This is a genomic window from Acinetobacter bereziniae LMG 1003 = CIP 70.12 (assembly GCF_000368925.1).
Lineage (GTDB): Bacteria > Pseudomonadota > Gammaproteobacteria > Pseudomonadales > Moraxellaceae > Acinetobacter > Acinetobacter bereziniae.
Genome location: NZ_KB849755.1, coordinates 714,416 through 733,893, shown reverse-complemented (window position 1 = coordinate 733,893; position 19,478 = coordinate 714,416). Strand labels below are relative to the sequence as shown.

8 protein-coding genes are annotated in these 19,478 nt (G+C 38.7%); all 8 read left to right on the top strand.

Annotation, left to right across the window (positions count from 1 at the left end):
• The first annotated feature begins 170 nt into the window (after window positions 1-170).
• A complete protein-coding gene (gene hrpA, locus F938_RS05215; protein ID WP_005030025.1) occupies window positions 171-4,067 on the top strand; it encodes an ATP-dependent RNA helicase HrpA in 3,897 nt (1,298 codons plus the stop codon).
• Between the two features lie 47 nt (window positions 4,068-4,114).
• Window positions 4,115-5,230, top strand: a complete 1,116-nt coding sequence (locus F938_RS05210; RefSeq protein ID WP_004831494.1) for a beta-ketoacyl-ACP synthase III — start codon at window positions 4,115-4,117, stop codon at window positions 5,228-5,230.
• Window positions 5,231-5,391: 161 nt separating this feature from the next.
• Window positions 5,392-6,195, top strand: coding sequence for a lysophospholipid acyltransferase family protein (locus F938_RS05205; protein WP_005030024.1), 804 nt, complete (start codon window positions 5,392-5,394; stop codon window positions 6,193-6,195).
• 9 nt (window positions 6,196-6,204) lie between these two features.
• On the top strand, window positions 6,205-6,720 hold the full coding sequence (locus F938_RS05200; RefSeq protein ID WP_005030021.1) for a hypothetical protein: 516 nt from the start codon (window positions 6,205-6,207) through the stop codon (window positions 6,718-6,720).
• A 30-nt stretch (window positions 6,721-6,750) separates the two neighbouring features.
• Window positions 6,751-7,149 carry a GFA family protein gene (locus F938_RS05195; RefSeq protein WP_005030019.1) on the top strand — a complete coding sequence of 133 codons (399 nt, stop codon included), beginning with the start codon at window positions 6,751-6,753 and terminating at the stop codon, window positions 7,147-7,149.
• Window positions 7,150-7,373: 224 nt separating this feature from the next.
• Window positions 7,374-9,737, top strand: coding sequence for an Ig-like repeat protein Blp2 (gene blp2, locus F938_RS05190; RefSeq protein ID WP_005030017.1), 2,364 nt, complete (start codon window positions 7,374-7,376; stop codon window positions 9,735-9,737).
• Window positions 9,738-9,878: 141 nt separating this feature from the next.
• The gene (locus F938_RS05185; RefSeq protein WP_322783452.1) at window positions 9,879-15,017 is read left to right on the top strand and encodes a DUF4011 domain-containing protein; all 5,139 of its coding nucleotides are present in this window, start codon (window positions 9,879-9,881) and stop codon (window positions 15,015-15,017) included.
• 214 nt (window positions 15,018-15,231) lie between these two features.
• The coding region (locus F938_RS05180; protein ID WP_005030013.1) for a two-partner secretion domain-containing protein at window positions 15,232-19,478 on the top strand (4,247 nt) is incomplete at its 3' end.

Sequence of the window (19,478 nt, the reverse complement as noted above, 5' to 3'; positions counted from 1 at the left end):
TCTGCTAATATCCTTTGAAGCTTAAATACGTCACATTTTTAATTCAATATTTTTTATTTTCAGTCTGATTTAGATCAGACAATTATGATTTCATTTTCAAGACACTATCTCTGTTGCGCTTTACAGCGTAAAATATTTTGTTCAATTTTAAATATTAGGATAAAGCATCTGTGCCAAATCAGTTAAATGTCGATCAATGGGTTATGGTACGCGATCGCCATCGTTTAAGCCGACTGAAAAAAGGAAAAGATGCCGATCCAGAAAAATTTAAAGAACTTTTTGAAAAATCGAATCAGCAAGTAAAAAAAAGATTTTCCAGTCTACCCACGATTAAACTTAATCAAGACTTACCTGTCACACAATATGCTGATCAATTGATAGATGCGATTCAAAAACATCAGGTGATTATTGTTGCGGGGGAAACGGGTTCTGGTAAGACTACTCAGTTACCACAAATAGCGATGCTTGCAGGTCGTGGTTTGACAGGGATGATTGGTCATACCCAGCCTCGACGTCTCGCAGCACGAAGTGTATCTCAACGGATTGCAGAAGAAGTCGGCGAAAAACTGGGTGAGTCCATCAGCTTTAAAGTCCGTTTTAATGAACAGGGTTCCAATGATTCCATTGTTCGTTTGATGACGGATGGTATTTTGTTGGCTGAACTGTCAAATGATCGTTACTTAAATAAATATGACACGATCATTATCGATGAAGCGCACGAGCGTTCATTGAATATTGATTTCATCATGGGTTATTTAAAACAGTTGGTGAAAAAGCGCCCTGATTTAAAAATCATCATTACTTCGGCAACTTTAGACGTCAATCGATTTAGTGACTACTTCAATGGCGCACCTATTTTTGAAGTAGAAGGGCGTAGCTTCCCTGTAGAATTACGTTATCGTCCGATTTCAGAAATGACGATTGGCGGTAGTGATGACGATGATTTTGATGATTTCGAAGAAAACTTACCACGTGCGGTGGTACAAGCTGTTGAAGAGTGTTTAAAAGATGCTGAAGCTAAAGGGCATCCAGAACATGCTGATATTCTGATTTTTTCCAGTACTGAACAAGAGATTCGTGAACTACAGGAAACCTTGCAAAAGTTTGGTCCAAAACATACGCAAATTTTACCGTTATATGCTCGACTCGCTTTAGCCGAACAGCAGAAAATCTTTAATCCATCGGGTGGTGGACGAAGAATTATTATTGCGACCAATGTGGCGGAAACGGCTTTGACGGTTCCAAATATCCGTTATGTGATTGATAGTGGTTTTGCACGTATTTCACGGTATAACTATCGTTCTCGGGTACAACGCTTACCGATTGAAGCGATTTCACAAGCAGCTGCAAATCAGCGAAAAGGGCGTTGTGGTCGTATCGCGCCCGGTGTGTGTATTCGTCTTTATAGTGAAGATGATTTTCAAAGTCGCCCTGAATTTACAGAACCTGAGATTAAGCGAACCAATTTAGCCTCGGTTATTTTGCAGATGCAAAGTTTGGGCTTGGGGGCTGTTGAAGATTTTGATTTTATTGAGCCACCCGATCATCGTTTGGTCAATGATGGTCGAAAGCTATTGATTGAATTAGGTGCTATTCAAGAACAGCAAAATTCATCAATGAGCGCGAAGCAAGCTGTTAATTCTGCTCGCAGTGAGCTGACCAAAATTGGTCTGCAAATGGCGAAAATGCCGATTGATCCACGTTTGGCGAGAATGATTTTGGGTGGGGCTCACTTTGGTGTACTTCGTGAAGTGTTAATCATCGTTGCAGCTCTTGCTGTACAAGACCCTCGTGAACGTCCTGCGGATAAACAGATGCAAGCCGATCAAAAGCATGCATTGTTTAAAGAAGCTGATTCAGACTTTTTATTTTATCTGAAATTATGGAATACCTTGAGTGAAAATCGTGAGACTTTAAGCGAGAACAAACGTCGTAATTTTGCCAAGCAGCATTTTCTCAGTTGGTTGCGTTTGCGTGAGTGGAAAAAAACCCATGAACAATTGCTCGATTTGGCGCAAGGCTTAAAGCTGTCTTTTAATGAGAAAAAAGCCAGTTATGAGAATTTGCACCGTGCGCTTTTAACCGGATTATTGTCTTTTATTGCCAATAAAACGGATGAACGCAATACATTCATGGCAGTACGTCAGCAAAAAGCTCGAATTTTTCCTGCATCGACATTGCATAAAACCAATACACCTTGGGTGATGGCATTTGAAATGGTGGAAACCTCTCAAGTTTATCTGCGAACTTTGGCAAAAATTGAGCCTGAATGGATTCTTTTGGCTGCACCAAATTTATTAAAACATCATTATTTCGAGCCACATTGGGCGAAAAAACCTGGTGTGGTCAATGCCTATGATCAGATTTCATTATTTGGTTTGATTATCGAACCGAAGCGTGCAACCAATTACGAAAAGGTGGATCAGCCTGCTGCACATGAAATCTTTTTGAGAGATGCACTGACAACAGGAAACTTGGGGATTGCGCCACCATTTTTAAAACACAACTTATTAAAACTTGAGGAAGTTGAACGAGTTGAAGATAAGTTGCGTCGTCGTGATTTGGTGGTGGACGAAGAAACAATTTATCAGTTTTATGCAGCCAAAGTCCCTGCTGAAATTGCAAGTCGCCGCAGTTTCGAAGATTGGCGAGCAACTGTAGAGCCTAAAAACCCACGTTATCTATTTGTAGATGACGATGATTTATGGATGACAGATCGTCCGACGACACAGCAATTCCCGGATTATTTACACAATGGGCAATTGCGATTGGCGGCGAGTTATCGCTTTGATCCAAGCCATGACCAAGATGGCGCTACTGTTAAAATTCCTGTACAGGCTTTAGCACAAGTCGATGAAAATATTTGGTCGTGGGGAATCCCAGGCTGGCGCCTAGAGTTGATTGAAGCATTACTTAGAGCACTACCCAAAGATAAACGTCGTAATTTGGTACCGATTCCTGACACAGCGCAAAAGTTGATGAAAGCTGTGGATGCCCAACATTTGCATGGACATATATTCGATTTCTTGGCATTTCAGTTAAGAGGCGAACAAATTACCGCGAAAGATTTTTCTTTTGAACGTGTTGAAGCTTATCTGATTCCATTTATTAAGGTTATGGATGAAAAAGGTCGTGTGTTGGAGCAAGGGCGAGATCTTGCTGAACTCAAAGCACGTTGTCGTACCGAAACACATAGTCCTGTGAAGCAGTTAAAAGGTGAATTTACGGTTTTCCCTGAAAATTTTGTTTTTGAGGCATCGCAAAAAGTCACAGGTGTTGTTGTTAAACAATATCAAGCCTTGGTGCCGACGAAAGACTTTGCCCAATTAGACACCAAAGATGAATCTGGAATTGTGATCCAGACCTTTAATGACCAAAATGAAGCCATTAAGCAGCATCGTGAAGGTGTAATTCGGTTGATTCATATGCAGTTAGGTGACTCAATCCGCCAACTGAAAAAGCAAATTTCAAAACCATTGGCGTTGGCTTATTCACCATTGGGAGATAAAGCTCAGCTGGAACAAATGTTGGTTTATGCAACTTTGCAAATCGCGATTCAAGACTTACCGATCAATGCTGAGGAGTTTGCTCAATTAACTGCCGAGATCAAGAAAAGCTTCTTAATGCATGGTCAGGAAGCATTAAAACTGATCAGTGAAATCTATATTCAATGGCAGGAAATTCGTCAAAATTTACTGATGTTGGATCAAGATGTATTTGGAAAAAATATAGATGATATTGAAGATCAACTGGATTTAATGAATCTTTCCAATTTTGTTTATTCAAAATCTTCCGATGTTTGGCAGGAATATCCACGTTATTTAAAAGCATTGTTATTGCGTTTAGATCGTTTGCCGAATAATCTAAATCGAGATGATGCTGCAATAAAAGAAGTTGATCCTTGGATGGATAAACTGTTTAAGTTTAAATCCGATGTTCGTGTAAAAGAAGTGTATTTCATGGTTGAGGAACTACGGATCTCATTATTCTCACAACCGATGAAAACCAAAATGCCGATATCTTCGACTCGAATACAAAAGGTATGGGAAAAGCTAGGAATCGGTTAGAATAGAAATAATTTGAAATATTTGTGAATTGAGAAAAGGAGTTTTACATGGGCATCCGTATTACTGGTACAGGTTTGTACCATCCTGAAGAAGTGATTACCAATGAAGAGTTGGTGGATTGTTTAAATGCTTATGTGGAACAATTTAACACTGAAAATGCTGAAAAAATTGAAGCTGGTGAAGTTGTTGCACGTCGTGGTTCAAGTGCAGATTTTATTGAAAAAGCATCAGGTGTGAAGCGCCGCTATGTGATTGAGAAATCAGGTGTATTGGACATTAACCGTTTAAGACCACGTCTTGAAGAGCGTTCTGATGAAGAGCTTTCTATTCAGGCAGAGTGGGGCGTAATCGCAGCAAAACAAGCGATGGAAAATGCTGGTGTTACAGCAGAAGATATTGATGTTGTGATTCTTGCTTGTTCAAATTTACAGCGTGCTTACCCTGCTGTTGCGATTGAAATTCAAACTGCACTTGGTATCCAAGGCTATGCTTATGATATGAATGTAGCATGTTCAGCGGCGACTTTCGGTTTAAAACAAGCTTATGATGCTGTGAAAACGGGTGCTCGCCGTGTGTTATTGGTCAATGTTGAAATTACCTCTGGGCATACGGATTACCGTTCACGTGACTGTCATTTTATTTTTGGTGATGTGGCTACAGCTTCGATTATCGAAGAAACTGAAACCAAAACAGGTTTTGAAATCGTAGATACCCATTTATTTACCCAGTTCTCGAATAATATTCGTAATAACTTTGGATTTTTAAATGGCTCTGAATTAACGTCTCGCGACGATAAACAATTTCGTCAGGATGGTCGTAAAGTTTTCAAAGAAGTTTGCCCATTGGTTGCAAAAATCATTTCTACGCAATTGGAAAAAAACAGTATTCAACCTGAAAACGTTAAACGTTTCTGGTTGCATCAAGCCAATGCCAATATGAATGAATTAATTCTAAAACTGATTGTTGGGCGTGAGGTTGCAGAAGCTGATCCAGAATTAGTACCCATTATTTTGGACGAGTTTGCCAATACCTCTTCTGCGGGTGTGATTATCGCATTGCATCGTACTGCTGATCAGGTCAATGATGGTGAGTATGGCGTACTTTGTTCATTTGGGGCTGGCTATTCTGTAGGTTCAATCCTTGTACAAAAGCATGTTGCTTAAATCAACCTAGTAAAAATAGCTGTTCACTCCGTCTTTAATAAAGGGGGAGTGATTGCCTGAAGTCTAAAGCAATTTATTGTTAATCAAGTTTCCATAAAAAGCTTCTAAATTGAATAATGGGCAGATTAAAAATGTTGAAAATCAGTTTGTAGAGATACAACATGACCGATAAAACTTTAAAAATACGACACAATGCTAAACTGATCCGATTGATCAGTAGTTTACAACGCTTTTATTTTCGTCCAACATTTTTAGGCACAGAAAACCTCGTACCCCATAAACCAGCCATGTATGTTGGGAATCACACTATTTATGGCGTACTTGATTCTCCGATTTTGATCGACTATTTATTTACTGAACATAAGATTGCTGTGGTGAGTCTAGCTGATCATATGCACTTTCATATCCCAGTTTGGAAAGAGGTGGTAAAGCGTGTTGGGGGCATTGATGGTGTTCAAGAATATGCTAAAGCAGCAATGCGTCAGGGCTATTCAATTCTGGTTTTTCCAGGCGGTGGGCGAGAGGTCATTAAACGCAAAGGTGAAGCTTATCAATTGATTTGGAAACAGCGTTTCGGTTTTTTAAAGTTGGCACAAGAGTTTGGCTATGAAATTGCACCTTTTGTGGCTTTAGGCGGAGATGAGGTTTTTGATTTAGCATTTGATGTCAATGTCTTACTTCAACAGAAATGGTTTAACAAAATATTGTCCAATCCCAAAATTGACCGTTTTCTTCGACATGGTGAAGTGATTCCTTCAATTCCAAAACATATTATCCCGAAACGCATTCCTTTTTATTTTAAATTTATGCCACGTTTAGCGATTGATCAGATTGAAACCATGGATGATATGATTCTATTTAGAGATCAATTACAACAGCTTATTTATACAGAAATCGAAGCATTAAAGTCGTATCGGGCACAAGATGCCGGCTTGAAAGATACAAACTCTAAATATTCAGGTTGAGTTTGCCCTATGTTTGAACTTCAAAATAATTTAGATGATATTTTTAAACACTTGAACCCTTGTCGGCAAATAATTCCAGAGGTCAGTTCTTTTCCTCAAGATCTAAACTATGTCGAATTTCTAAAAACATGTGCTGATACTGAAATCACAGCGGATATTCATCTGTTTGGATATGAAAAAGCACTCAAGGAAAATCAATACTTAGCACAAAATTTTCCAATACTTTCAAGACAAGTATGGATGATTGGAAGAACTGGACAAGGTGATGAATGGTTTATGGATCGGCAAAGTTTTGAGATACTCTTTTATGATCATGATTTAGGCTTTACGGATGCTTTAAATTTCCATTCACTTCAGTCAATGCAGATTAATTTTTTTCAATTTTTACAATTTGCTTTGTTGTTGCAAGAATGTGAAGAATATATCGATAGATCAATCACTGATAATGAATTTGCTCAATTTGAGCAAGCAGTTAAGCAAATAGATAGTGCACTTTTTTCAAACTATCCATTTAATTACCAATAAATAATACAAACATTCATCAAGGAAAAAAATATGTATACAGCTTCATGTTTATGTGGCGGCATTCAATTTAAAATCCGTAGTGAAATTGCCGAAATATTTGTTTGTCATTGTCAACAATGTCAGAAAGCACAAGGCTCTGCATTTGTTGCAATTACTCCAATTTACAGTAAGGACTTGGACATTGTTCAAGGCAAAGAATTATTGGGGGAGTATTATGCAACGACTAATAAAAAAAGAGTTTTCTGTAAACACTGTGCTTCGCCCTTATTCAGTGCGCGTTTAGATTTACCCGATGTGGTTCGATTACGTGTTGGAATCATTAATGAAGCTGTTAAGGCAAAAATTATGTCACATGCATTTACTGAGAATAAAGCAGCATGGTTTGAAATTTTGGATGATGCACCCCAATTTGCACAAGCTGTATGTTAAGTTCAGTTTGACATTTTATTAAAAAATAATGATCCACTGGATTTAATATCAATTTATTCTATTGAACGTTAAAATTTATTTTTTAAGCAAATGAATTCTATCTACTTATCGCTTATTTATCAGAGCACTATAAATGGTTGAGTAGTGATTAAAATGCATTGGTGTCTATATAGGGTTTCTGTATAATTTCAAAAAAATAAACTTTAAATGAATTGAGGATATAAATGACAAGAATAGTCGTTGCCGCGAAACAAGATCAAACTTTATTGCAAGATACTCAATCCAAATCGGTAATTTTAGATCGACCCTCAATTATTCAAATTGGGGTAACACAACAAGATGTTAAAACGCTAGAACAATCTGGTGATAAGCTCATTGTGACATTGAAAAATGGTGAACAGATTGTTTTAGAGGGTTTTTTCCAGACCCATACAACCACAGTGCACTCTTTGGCATTTCCGAAGGCGGATGGAACTTTTAGCCTTGCACAATTTGATGATACGGGCAAATTCACTCATTACACGGGGCTGCAAAAATTAGATTCACTATTATACGAAGGTGCAAATACTGTTCCTGCGCAACAACTGAGTGCTTATGAGTCAACTTCAGCATCATCTTCAGATTTTTCAATCTCTGAGCTTTTTTCCTCAAGCGCTGCTAAAGCTGGTTTAGGGGTCCTTTCGGCAATCGGATTAGGCTTGGCACTGATTGACAATGGAGATAATAAATCGAGTTCACCACCAGACATCACTGCGCCGAAAACACCAACTGCAACAATCAATGCAGAGGGTACGAAAATCAGTGGTACAGCCGAAGCGGGCGCCACAATTTATGTGGTAGACAAAAATGAAAAAGTCATTGTCACGGTCAAAGTGGATAAAGATGGTCAGTATTCAGTAACATTGCCTGAAGCATTGGTCAATAATAATAGTTATTACGTTAAAGCCAAAGATGATGCTGGAAATTCATCGGGCTATACGCAAGTCACTGGAACAAAGGACACCATTGCACCTGTAGAACCTCAGGCGCAATTAAATGATCAAGGAAACATTGTCACAGGTAAGTCTGAGGCCAATGCAATCATCAATGTTTATGATGCATCAGGTAAACTCATTGGAACAGCAAAAGCCAATACCGAAGGCGTGTTTTCAGTTGCAATTTCACCTGCTTTGACCGCAGGTCAAATAGGATCTGTTGAAGCGGTTGATGCAGCAGGGAATAAATCCGAACAGCACAAAATAGAATTGGGCAAAGATACGATTGCGCCAGATCAACCGAAATATGAACTCAATAAAGAGGGAACGAGCATACTCGGTACTGCAGAAGCCAATGCCAAAGTCATCATTCAAGATTCAACAGGTGTTGTAATTGCAACAGGTACAGTCAATGCACAGGGGAAATTCAATATAACAATTTCGCCTGCTTTGGGAACCAACCAATCAGGTAAAATTATCATTGAGGATGCAGCCGGAAATCAATCTAAAGCCATTGAAATTAAACCTGGGCAAGACCTCTTAGCCCCTGAAAAACCTGTAGCCAGTTTAAATGCTGAAGGCACTATCATTACAGGAACAGCAGAAGCGAATTCTAAAATTACCGTCTATGACAGTGCGAATAAACTGCTGGGTACGGCAACGACAGATGCCAATGGAAATTATACGGTCACGCTTTCAAGCGCTTTGACTGAGGCAAAATTAGGGAGTGTATATGCAACAGATGCAGCTGGAAATCAATCAGCAGTTACATCGGTAACAGGAACTAAAGATGTCACGCCACCAGCAAGCCCTAAAATTACAGATGTGGTAGATGATGTCGGTGAAAGCAAAGGTTCAATTGCAGCCAATGGCAACACCGATGATAAACGCCCAGTGATTTCGGGGACGGGTGAAGCAGGTGCAACATTGATTATTTATGACAATAACAAAGCTGTTGGAAAAGTTACGGTTGGCGCAGACAGTAAATGGTCATTCAGTTTCGATTATGATTTAAGTCTGGGAGCACATAGCATTACCAGCGTACAAACGGATAAGGCTGGAAATACCAGTTTGATGAGTGATGCGCGCTCATTTACGGTGGTTGAAGTGGGCGTGAAGGTAGCGCTGGCTGACGAATATTCAGTAATGGATCAAAACTCGGCAGATTCTCATGCTTCTTTAGCCAGTAATTCTTTATCCAGTAATATTGTCAATGCTGAGCTGAATCCTGATTCTTACGCAAATCGTGACTTTTTGCTCCAAAGCATGCCGCCACATACAGAAACGAATCGTGTTGATTTAACCAGTGAAAATATTGCAAAGCTTTTGCAAACAGCTGCTGAAACTGATGGTTCTATTCAAACTCATTTAGACACTGATCATAAGACCTCTGTAAATGATTTATTTTTGGATGCTTCTGTTTTAGAGCCTAAAGAGCAACAGATTGAGGATGTGATTGAAAGTGCAATGAAGCACAGTGCTACGACAAGTGAAAATATAATGAATTCAACCTCGGAAACTGTTGATCAATACATGAATAATTTACCAAGTACGACCATATTCTCTACAGATGCGATTGCTGAGTTATTAAATTCACAGCAAGTTTTGTTTTAATTGAAATATACACAACAAGCACCTACGGGTGCTTTTTTATTGAGATAGATTTAGTATAGAGTAAGGCACTAAGTTCATAATCAAAAAAATTCTAGGATTACAATTTTCATGTCAGATGTTGTGGAATAAGATCAATTTCAAATTTCTCTCGATGCGACTTCAAGCTTAAATTTTACTTTTCAGCAAAACGCAATTCCTTTAATTCGTCATATTTCTTTAACTGGAAGTAAGCAGCTTTCTGAAAGTAAGCTTATTATTGAATCTCATCCTGCATTTTTTCAACCCACTGAGATTCGAATCGGTAAAAGTGATAAAGATCAAAACATCTATCTCAGTAATCCTAAACTTAATTTTGATCTCAATTTTTTACTTCATCTGAATGAAAATATAAAAGGTTATTTAAATTTAAAATGGTTGGATTCAGATGATCAGCTGTTAGCAGTGAAACAGCAAGATATTGAAGTGCTTACAGTTGATACATGGGGTGGAGAAAAACAGCCACTTGAACTTTTAGCCTGTTTCTCACAACCAAATGCAGCTTCTTTAGCACCTATTCTTAAACGTGCTAGCGAATACTTAGTGCAAAAGAATTTAGGCAGTCTAAATGGTTACTCGGATAAAAGCCCTGAACAAGTTTTAAATCAGCTGAATGCAATTTGGCAGGCATTAAATGAACAGAATTTACATTATATTGTGAATCCTGCAAGTTATATCCAACATGGGCAGCGTATTCGTTTTGCCAAACAAATTTTAGATGAAAAAATGGCATGTTGTTTGGATAGCACCATGTTGATGAGCTCTTTGATTGAGCAAATTGGGCTTGATCCCATCGTGATGATTGCCCAAGGTCACAGTTTTATCGGGGTATGGTTACATGAAACCCCTGTTGTTGATGTTTTAATTGATGATCTTCAAAACTTGCGTAAGTATATGGAGCTTGGTGCAATTACTTTTATTGAAACCACCTTATTAACATCACAAGCAAGTTTGAAACAAGCCATAACTTCAGCACAACAATATTTACATGATGCTGAAAAAATCGAACAGTTTTATGTTGCTGTGGATATTCGGCAAAGTCGTTTACGTGGTGTACGTCCTATTTCAACACAGCTGGATGTCGTGCAAAATTTAGATCAGGATGAGATGACATGGACAGCAGCTTCTTTACCTGAATATGCGGTTATGGATGCAAATGAAAATGTTGCAACGCGTGTTCAGCGATGGTTAAGACGTTTACTGGATTTAAGTTTAAGAAATAAGTTATTAAATTTTAAAGATAACCGTTTAAGTATTCCCTTACAGTGTTCTGAGAAAACTTTAGCTTCTTTAGAAGATGCTTTGGCTGAGAATAAAGGGTTTTTCTTTCAAAGTGTGGATTATATTTCTCTTAAAGAAGTCACTCGTGAAAATGAAGCCCAACACGTCCAAAACTATATTGATGAAAACCTACATCGCCAATTGCTATTTAGTGGCTTAGACAGCGACACCTTAAATAAGCGTTTGGTGGAAGTATATCGCGCCTCACGCACAGCTTTGGAAGAAGGTGGGGCAAATACTTTATTCTTGGCAGTTGGTTTTCTAGAGTGGAAAGAGTCAGAGAAAGCTCAGAAAACGTTTAAAGCACCACTTTTGTTAATTCCTGTACGGATGACACGAGAGTCGGCAAAGTCTGGTTATCGTTTATGGATGTATGATGATGAGCCGCGTTTTAATTCAACCCTGTTGCAATTGTTAAGACAGGACTTTGAAATTGAAATCAGTGGATTGGACCCGCTACCGACAGATGGATCAGGGGTAGATGTTAATGCCGTCTTGCAAATTGTTCGCCGAGCTGTGGTCAATATGCGAGGCTGGGAGGTGACTACTGAAGCCGCGATTGGTCAGTTTTCATTTTCAAAATACTTAATGTGGCGAGATCTTTCTTTACGTATACAGCAGTTAAAAGAACAAGCTGTGGTTCATCATTTGATTGAAACGCCACGCGAGCCATTTAAAAAACAAGATGCTTTTCCACATCCCGCTGAACTTGATCAAAAATATCAACCCAAGCAGCTATTTACACCATTGTCATCGGATTCTTCACAGCTTGCAGCCGTAATGTCTGCGGCTTTAGGGCGAACATTTGTACTTTCTGGGCCGCCAGGAACAGGAAAGTCACAAACCATTACCAATATGGTAGCGCAATGCTTGGCAGATGGTAAATCCGTACTATTTGTCTCTGAAAAGATGGCAGCATTGGATGTGGTGTATCGACGACTGAATCAAATTGGATTAGGACATCTGTGTTTACAGCTTCATTCTGCCAAAGCACAAAAAATAGAAGTGCTTGATCAGCTTCGTGAACGTGCAGAAAATAACAATAATCCTTACGCAATCACCCAAAAAGAAACCCAACAAGAGTGGCAAGTACTTTCACAGCATTTGGTCGAAAGCCGTGATGTGCTCAATCAGCATGTGCAGATTTTGCATCAACAACATTCAATAGGATGGAGTTTATTTGATGCCATGAGTGAAGAGTTGTTACATAGAGAGATCGAAACATTGCGTTTTGATCTCAATATTCAACAATTGACCCATCAAGCACGTTCACACTTAAAAGATTTGGCTGTCAAAGCATGGTTGCAGTATCAGCAAATTTCGAGCAACGCACGAGATACTCTGAATGGATTTGCTGAAGGGAGTTCTCCGAATTTCTGGAATCTGTTGTGGCAAGATCAGTATCAGCACAACCAACAACGTATAGCAGAATTAATTCCTCAAATACATCGTTCGTTACATGTTTGGCAAGATGCTTGCCAATTCAAACAAGCAGAAAATTTACAGCAGCTTCAAGCTGATCTAGAGATCTACCAAAAAATATTTGCATTCAGTCAACAATATGATTTGAAACTGCTGAAAATTATTGATGGTTTAGACATACGTCAAATTTCTGAAGCCAAAGCGGTAACAACAGAAATCGTACAAAGCCAGACACGTTTAATTTTTAAATATGATTTATCGATTTACCAAGCTGAATTAAAACAGATAGATTTTAAATGGCGAGAAGCTTCTGCTAAGTTTTGGCCATGGTCTTGGTTTGGTAAGTATCAGTTAAGAAACTTGATGCGTAGTTATCACACTGATAAACAGCGCCCTTCTGCTATGGTGGTAGAAAATGATTTGCCACTGTTGATCAATATTCAAAATCATCAGCAACAGTTTAAAGCGCTTGAAAATAGTTTAGGCGCAAAACTGCAGACATATTGGCAAGGTGAAAAAACAGATTGGGCACAGTTTGAAAATATGGCACAGGCTTGGACACAATTCAAAAACCAACTTGCAGATCGTATTTCAAGCCCAGTGGTATTATTACAAGCATTGGATTTCGCAAGTCAACAGAAGCACTTTGAAGCTGAACAACATATTGAAGAATTACAGCAATGCTATGCACTGTTATTGCCAGATCAGCAAATTCAGACAGAAAATTTAACCGCATATCCTCAAATTTTATTTACAGAATTACTGTTACGTCAACAAAACTTGCAACATATGATCAATGAATGGCGTCATTGGTTAAATTGGCAAGGTTTAAAAACACAACTTCAACAACAAGGTTTGGCTCGTTTTAGCGCATACTTAGAACAACATTGCTTAGCTCAAACCTCTTCGTCTTTTGATGCAAAATTAGTCCAAGATCATGTGGCGTTATTGGTGGATATCAATCTTGCACGTCAATGGATTGTTCAACAGTTTAGTAAACATCCTGAACTCAACCAATTTAATGGTGAATTACATCAACAAAAAATTCTTAAATTTTCACAACAGGATCGTGAACATCAACAATTTGCCAGTGAGGAAATTACCCGACGTTTGCATAAAATTTTTGAGAACCCTGATGAGTTTAAAAAGCAATGGGCATTACTCAACAAAGAGTTGGGCAAAAAGCGTCGACATATTCCAGTACGAGAACTCATCAAACAGATTCCAGATGTGATTACTGGACTCAAGCCATGTATGTTAATGAGTCCATTGTCGGTTGCCCAATATCTTGATCCTGAGTCTAAATTTGATGTGGTGATTTTTGATGAGGCTTCGCAAATCCCTGTTTGGGATGCCATTGGTGCACTTGCACGAGGAGAACAATCGATTGTTGTTGGTGACAATAAACAAATGCCGCCCACCAGTTTCTTTGGAAAAGGAGATACCGAAGAAGTCGATGAAGACGTTACCGAAGATTTGGAAAGTATTTTAGATGAGTGTTTAGCTGCACAATTACCAGAACTGGTATTGAATTGGCATTATCGTAGTCGATATGAAAGCCTAATTCAGTTTAGTAATCAAAAATATTATAAAGGTGAGTTGCTGACATTTCCTGCACCTGTTGCAAAAGATAAGGCAATTCAATTGCACGCTGTTGAAGGTGTATATGACAAGGGTGATACACGAACCAACAAAGCTGAGGCTCAGGCAATCGTACAGTTTATTCTACAACATTTAACGAAGCAACTGACTGCAGAGATTAAACAAACGCTTGGTGTGGTGACATTCAATATTACTCAACAAAAACTAATTGAAGATTTGCTTGATAACGAATTGGCGCAACGTCCTGAATTAGAGCAACTTAGCCGAGATGGCTTTGAGCCATTATTTGTGAAAAATTTGGAAAATGTTCAAGGTGATGAACGAGATATTATTATCTTCTCCATCACTTATGCGCCCGATCAACTGGGTAAATTACTGATGAATTTTGGTGCATTGAATCGTCAAGGCGGACAACGCCGTTTAAATGTTGCGATTACACGTGCACGTCAAGGACTACATGTTTTCTCAACACTGCGTCCAGACCAGATTGATTTGTCTCGAACCAATAGTGAGGGGGTGCGAGATTTAAAAGATTTCTTGAGTTTTGCACAAACTGGGCAAATGGCGTATTACTCGCAAACACTTGAAAAAGAAAAGGCTAAAGATGAACTCATGCTGTATTTAAAAGCTCAATTAGAGCATTTAGGTTGGAAAGTTGACTTGGCAGTAGGCAGCGGAGATAGCCGTATAGATATTGCTATCCAAAACCCTTATGTTGCTGGTCAGTATTTAACAGGTATTTTGGTAGACGGGGATGATTATGCCAAAGCTGCAACTGCACGAGATCGAGATCAATTACGTCCTTCTGTATTAATCGGGCTCGGTTGGACTGTGATTCAATTGTGGACAGTGGAATGGTGGCTTGATCCAAAAGCAAATCTAGAAAAATTACACAATCAATTAATTGAATGTGTCAATTTAACTCAGCAAACTTCATAGAATAAATATTTTTATTGTGATTTTTATAAAAACGAGACTTAATTTATGTATTGTGATTTTACAGTAAATTAAGTCTTATTTTGTGTAAATTTATTTAAATAAACTATGTAGTTTTTATTAAAAAATCTTTAAAAATCACTGATTTCAGGTATATCTAGTTATGTAAAGTTATGTTTAGATGGTTAATATTTAATCTATTACATTTGGGCATATCATGAATAAAATTTACAAAGTCATCTGGAATGCACAACTTGGATGTTGGCAAGCCGTTTCAGAACTTGCCAAGAATCATCGTCCTTCACAAAGTACAGTCACTGATCAAAATAAGACAATGGGGATTGTTGAAAAAGTATCCGCTTTGATTTTATTTGGATTAGCACTGTTGCCTTTATCTGTACAGGCTGCGATTTCAAATATCGAGTTACCGACAGGCGCTCAAATTAATTCTGGTTCGGCAACGATTTCTCAAAATGGGCATACCCTGAATATTAATCAAAGTAGTCAAACACTGAGCACCAATTGGAACAGCTTTAACATTGGTCAAAATGCGACAGTCAATTTTAACCAAAATAATGCATCTTCAGTCGCAATTAACCATGTATTAGACAGTAATGCTTCGCAAATCATGGGGCGTTTAAATGCCAATGGTCAGGTGTTTCTACTCAATCCTAATGGTGTGGTTTTCTCTAAAACCGCTCAAGTGAATGTTGGGGGATTGGTTGCTTCAACGTTAGCACTCACGGACCATGATATTCAAAATGGTCAATTCACTTTAAAAGGTGATGCCAATAGTCATGCAAGTATAGAAAATTATGGCGCTATTCAAACTTCACAAGGTGGAACAGTCGCACTGATTGCGCCGAATGTTAAAAATACAGGTTCTATTACCACACCGAATGGGACTACGCACTTATCATCCGCTAGTCAAGTCACGCTTGCTTTACAAGATGGTTCACTGACCCAGTACCAAGTGGATCAAGGAGTACTTAAAGGTTTGGTGGACAATGGAGGAGCAATTTTTGCTGATAATGGCGCAGTCTATTTAACTGCAAAAGCCAAAGACAGTTTAAGTAAAGCCGTTGTGAATCATTCAGGCATTATCGAAGCCAACCGATTAAGTCAAAATGCCAAAGGCGAAATTATTCTACTGGGTGATATGCAAACTGGCACAACCACTGTGAGCGGTGTACTGAAAGCTGAAGGAAAAAATGGTCAGGATGGTGGATTTATTGAAACCTCGGCAGCTGATGTTAAGATCGATCAAACTACGGCTGTGTCCACTCGATCAGACAGTGGAAAAACAGGAAATTGGTTAATCGACCCTACAGATTTCAGTATTAATTCGGGTAATGCATCAGCAAGTAGTAGTGGCATTGGTGCAACCACTTTAGCAAGCAGTCTTGCAACCAGTAATGTCATATTACTAACCAGCACTACGGGTAATCAAAAGGGTGATATCAATGTTAATGCTGATGTGACTTGGGGGAGTGCGACTAGCCTGACTTTAAATGCACAAAATAACATTAATATTAATGCCAACATTACAGCGACCAATAATAGTGGCAAACTTAATTTGATTTATGGGCAAAATACAGCCAATACCAGCGCAAATTATTATATTAATAATGGCGCAAAAATAAACTTAAAGGCAGGGCAGAACTTTAGTACCCAAAAAGGAACGGCAGCCACGATTAACTATCAAGTCATTACGGCTTTGGGCGCACAAGGTTCAACTACAAGTCAAGATTTACAAGGCATTAACGGTAACCTAAGTGGTAATTATGTGTTGGGTGCAGACATAGATGCCAGCAGTTCGGAGCTATGGAATGGTTATACAGGTTTCGACCCAATTGGCTTTTATAATGCAAATTTAAGCCCAATGGATCTATCACAACAGTCTTTTCGGGGACGTTTTGATGGATTAGGTCATGCGATTGATGGGCTCAGTATTGAATCTATGTATCAGGGGATCGGCTTGTTTGCGATTACGCATCAGGATGCACTGATACAAAATGTTGGGCTGACTAATATTGGTATTTCGGGTTATGGAAAAACTGGTGGTTTGGTTGGGCTTAATCTGGGCACAATTAATAATGCCTATGTCAATACAGGGCTGGTCACAGGAAATACTGAACAGTATGGTGGATTGGTTGGCTGGAATTTTAATTATGGCAATATTTTAAACTCATATGCCAATGTGACTGTAAAAGGGAAATATTCAAATAATAACTATATTGGCGGTCTGGTTGGTTATAGCGATGGGCTAATCAGTTCTTCTTTTGCAACAGGTCCAGTGACAGGAAATAATTATGTTGGTGGATTAGTTGGAGGAACTTCGGGACCAGTCAATAATTCTTATGCCACAGGCACAGTGATTGGAAATCAATATGTTGGTGGATTAGTTGGTTTTAATGGAGGAAATGTTGATAAGACTTATTCTTCAGGTAATGTCATTGGAAATCAGTATGTTGGTGGTCTTGTTGGTGGCGGTAATGGTATAACCACAAATAGTTTCTGGAACACCAGTACTTCTGGAAGAACAAGCAGTGCTGGTGGTGTAGGAAAAACCACAGCAGAACTTCAACAAATTTCAACTTTTGCAGATTGGGATATTGATGATGCCGGAGGCACTGGTAAAATTTGGCGTATTTATGAAGGTAGATCTGCTCCCTTACTACGTCATTTCCTAAAACCTTTGGTCACAGAAGTCGTCGCTAATTTTGCTAACAAAACTTATGATGGGGTGATTGCTTCAGGAACGCTAGTTTCAGGACTAAATTATAAAACAACCGGTAAAAATGCAGGTGTTTATAGTTTAAATGATGGTTCAATCTTGATCAGTGGCGTTCCTACAGGGGCAAATACAACACAATTTGGTAATGATGTTATATATAAAGACAATGGTGGATCAGGAACACTGACAATAACAACAAAGAGTTTAAATGTCGGTGGTTTAAGTGCAGTAAACAAAGTTTATAACGCATCAAAATCTGCGTCATTAACAGGAAATGCAAGTATTGTAGGTGGAATATCGGGTGATTCTATTTCGTTGTCTGGAACTGGAATTGGATTATTTTCTGACAAAAATGTCGGTAATGATAAAAATGTCACTGTTTCAGGTTTTACGTTGTCGGGAACAGATGCTTTAAATTACACATTGCTACAGCCGACAAATCTTAAAGCTAATATAACGCCTGCAGTTTTAACCATTAATGGAATAAGTATTGCAGATAAAACCTATGATGGTTTGTCTAATGCAACCATAAATGGCACTGCTTCAATCAATCCAATTGCAGGAGATTTTGTTGGATTGAGTGGTAATGGTATAGGAACATTTACAGATAAGAATGCAGGAATTAGGTCTGTGATCGTAACAGGCTATAACTTAACAGGTCTGGATGCTGGAAATTATATTTTTATTCAGCCTATAGGTTTAAGTGCCACAATTCACAAAGCGCAAGCCATTGTAAAGGCAAATAGTTTAAATACGACCTATAATGGACAAAACCAAACTGCATCAGGCTTTACTGCAACAGGTTTGGTCAATGGTGAAGATAGCTCAGTATTGACAGGTGTCACAGCATCCGTAACCGCTAAAGATGCAGGCAGTTATTCGAATAAAGTCAGTGGCATCGATAAAAACTATGATCTGACTTTTATTGATGGATCATTGAATATCGCCAAAGCCAAAGCGACTGTAACGGCGAATAGCGTATCAACTGTTTATAATGGCAAAAACCAAACAGCTGCTGGCTTTAGTGCTACTGGTTTGGTGAATGGTGAAGATAGTTCGGTATTGTCAGGTGTGACAGCATCCGTAACGGCTAAAGACGCAGGCAGTTATACGAACAAAGCCAATGGTGTTGATAAAAACTATGATCTGACTTTTATTGATGGATCATTGAATATCGCCAAAGCTAAAGCGACTGTAACGGCGAATAGTTTAAATACGACCTATAACGGCAAAAACCAAACAGCATCAGGCTTTAGTGCAACAGGTTTGGTCAATGGTGAAGATAGTTCGGTATTGACAGGTGTGACAGCATCTGTAACGGCTAAAGACGCAGGCAGTTATACGAATAAAGCCAATGGTGTCGATAAAAACTACGATCTAACCTTTGTCGATGGGGCTTTAGATATTGCCAAAGCCAAAGCAACAATCACTGCAAATAGTCTAAACACTGTGTATAACGGACAAAACCAAACAGCTACTGGCTTTAGCGCAATAGGTTTGGTCAATGGCGAAGATAGTTCGGTATTGACAGGTGTAACAGCATCCGTAACGGCTAAAGACGCAGGCAGTTACACGAATAAAGCCAATGGCGTTGATAAAAACTATGATCTGACCTTTGTCGATGGTGCATTGGATATTGCCAAAGCCAAAGCGACTGTAATGGCGAATAGTTTAAATACGACCTATAACGGTCAAAACCAAACAGCATCAGGCTTTAGCGCTACTGG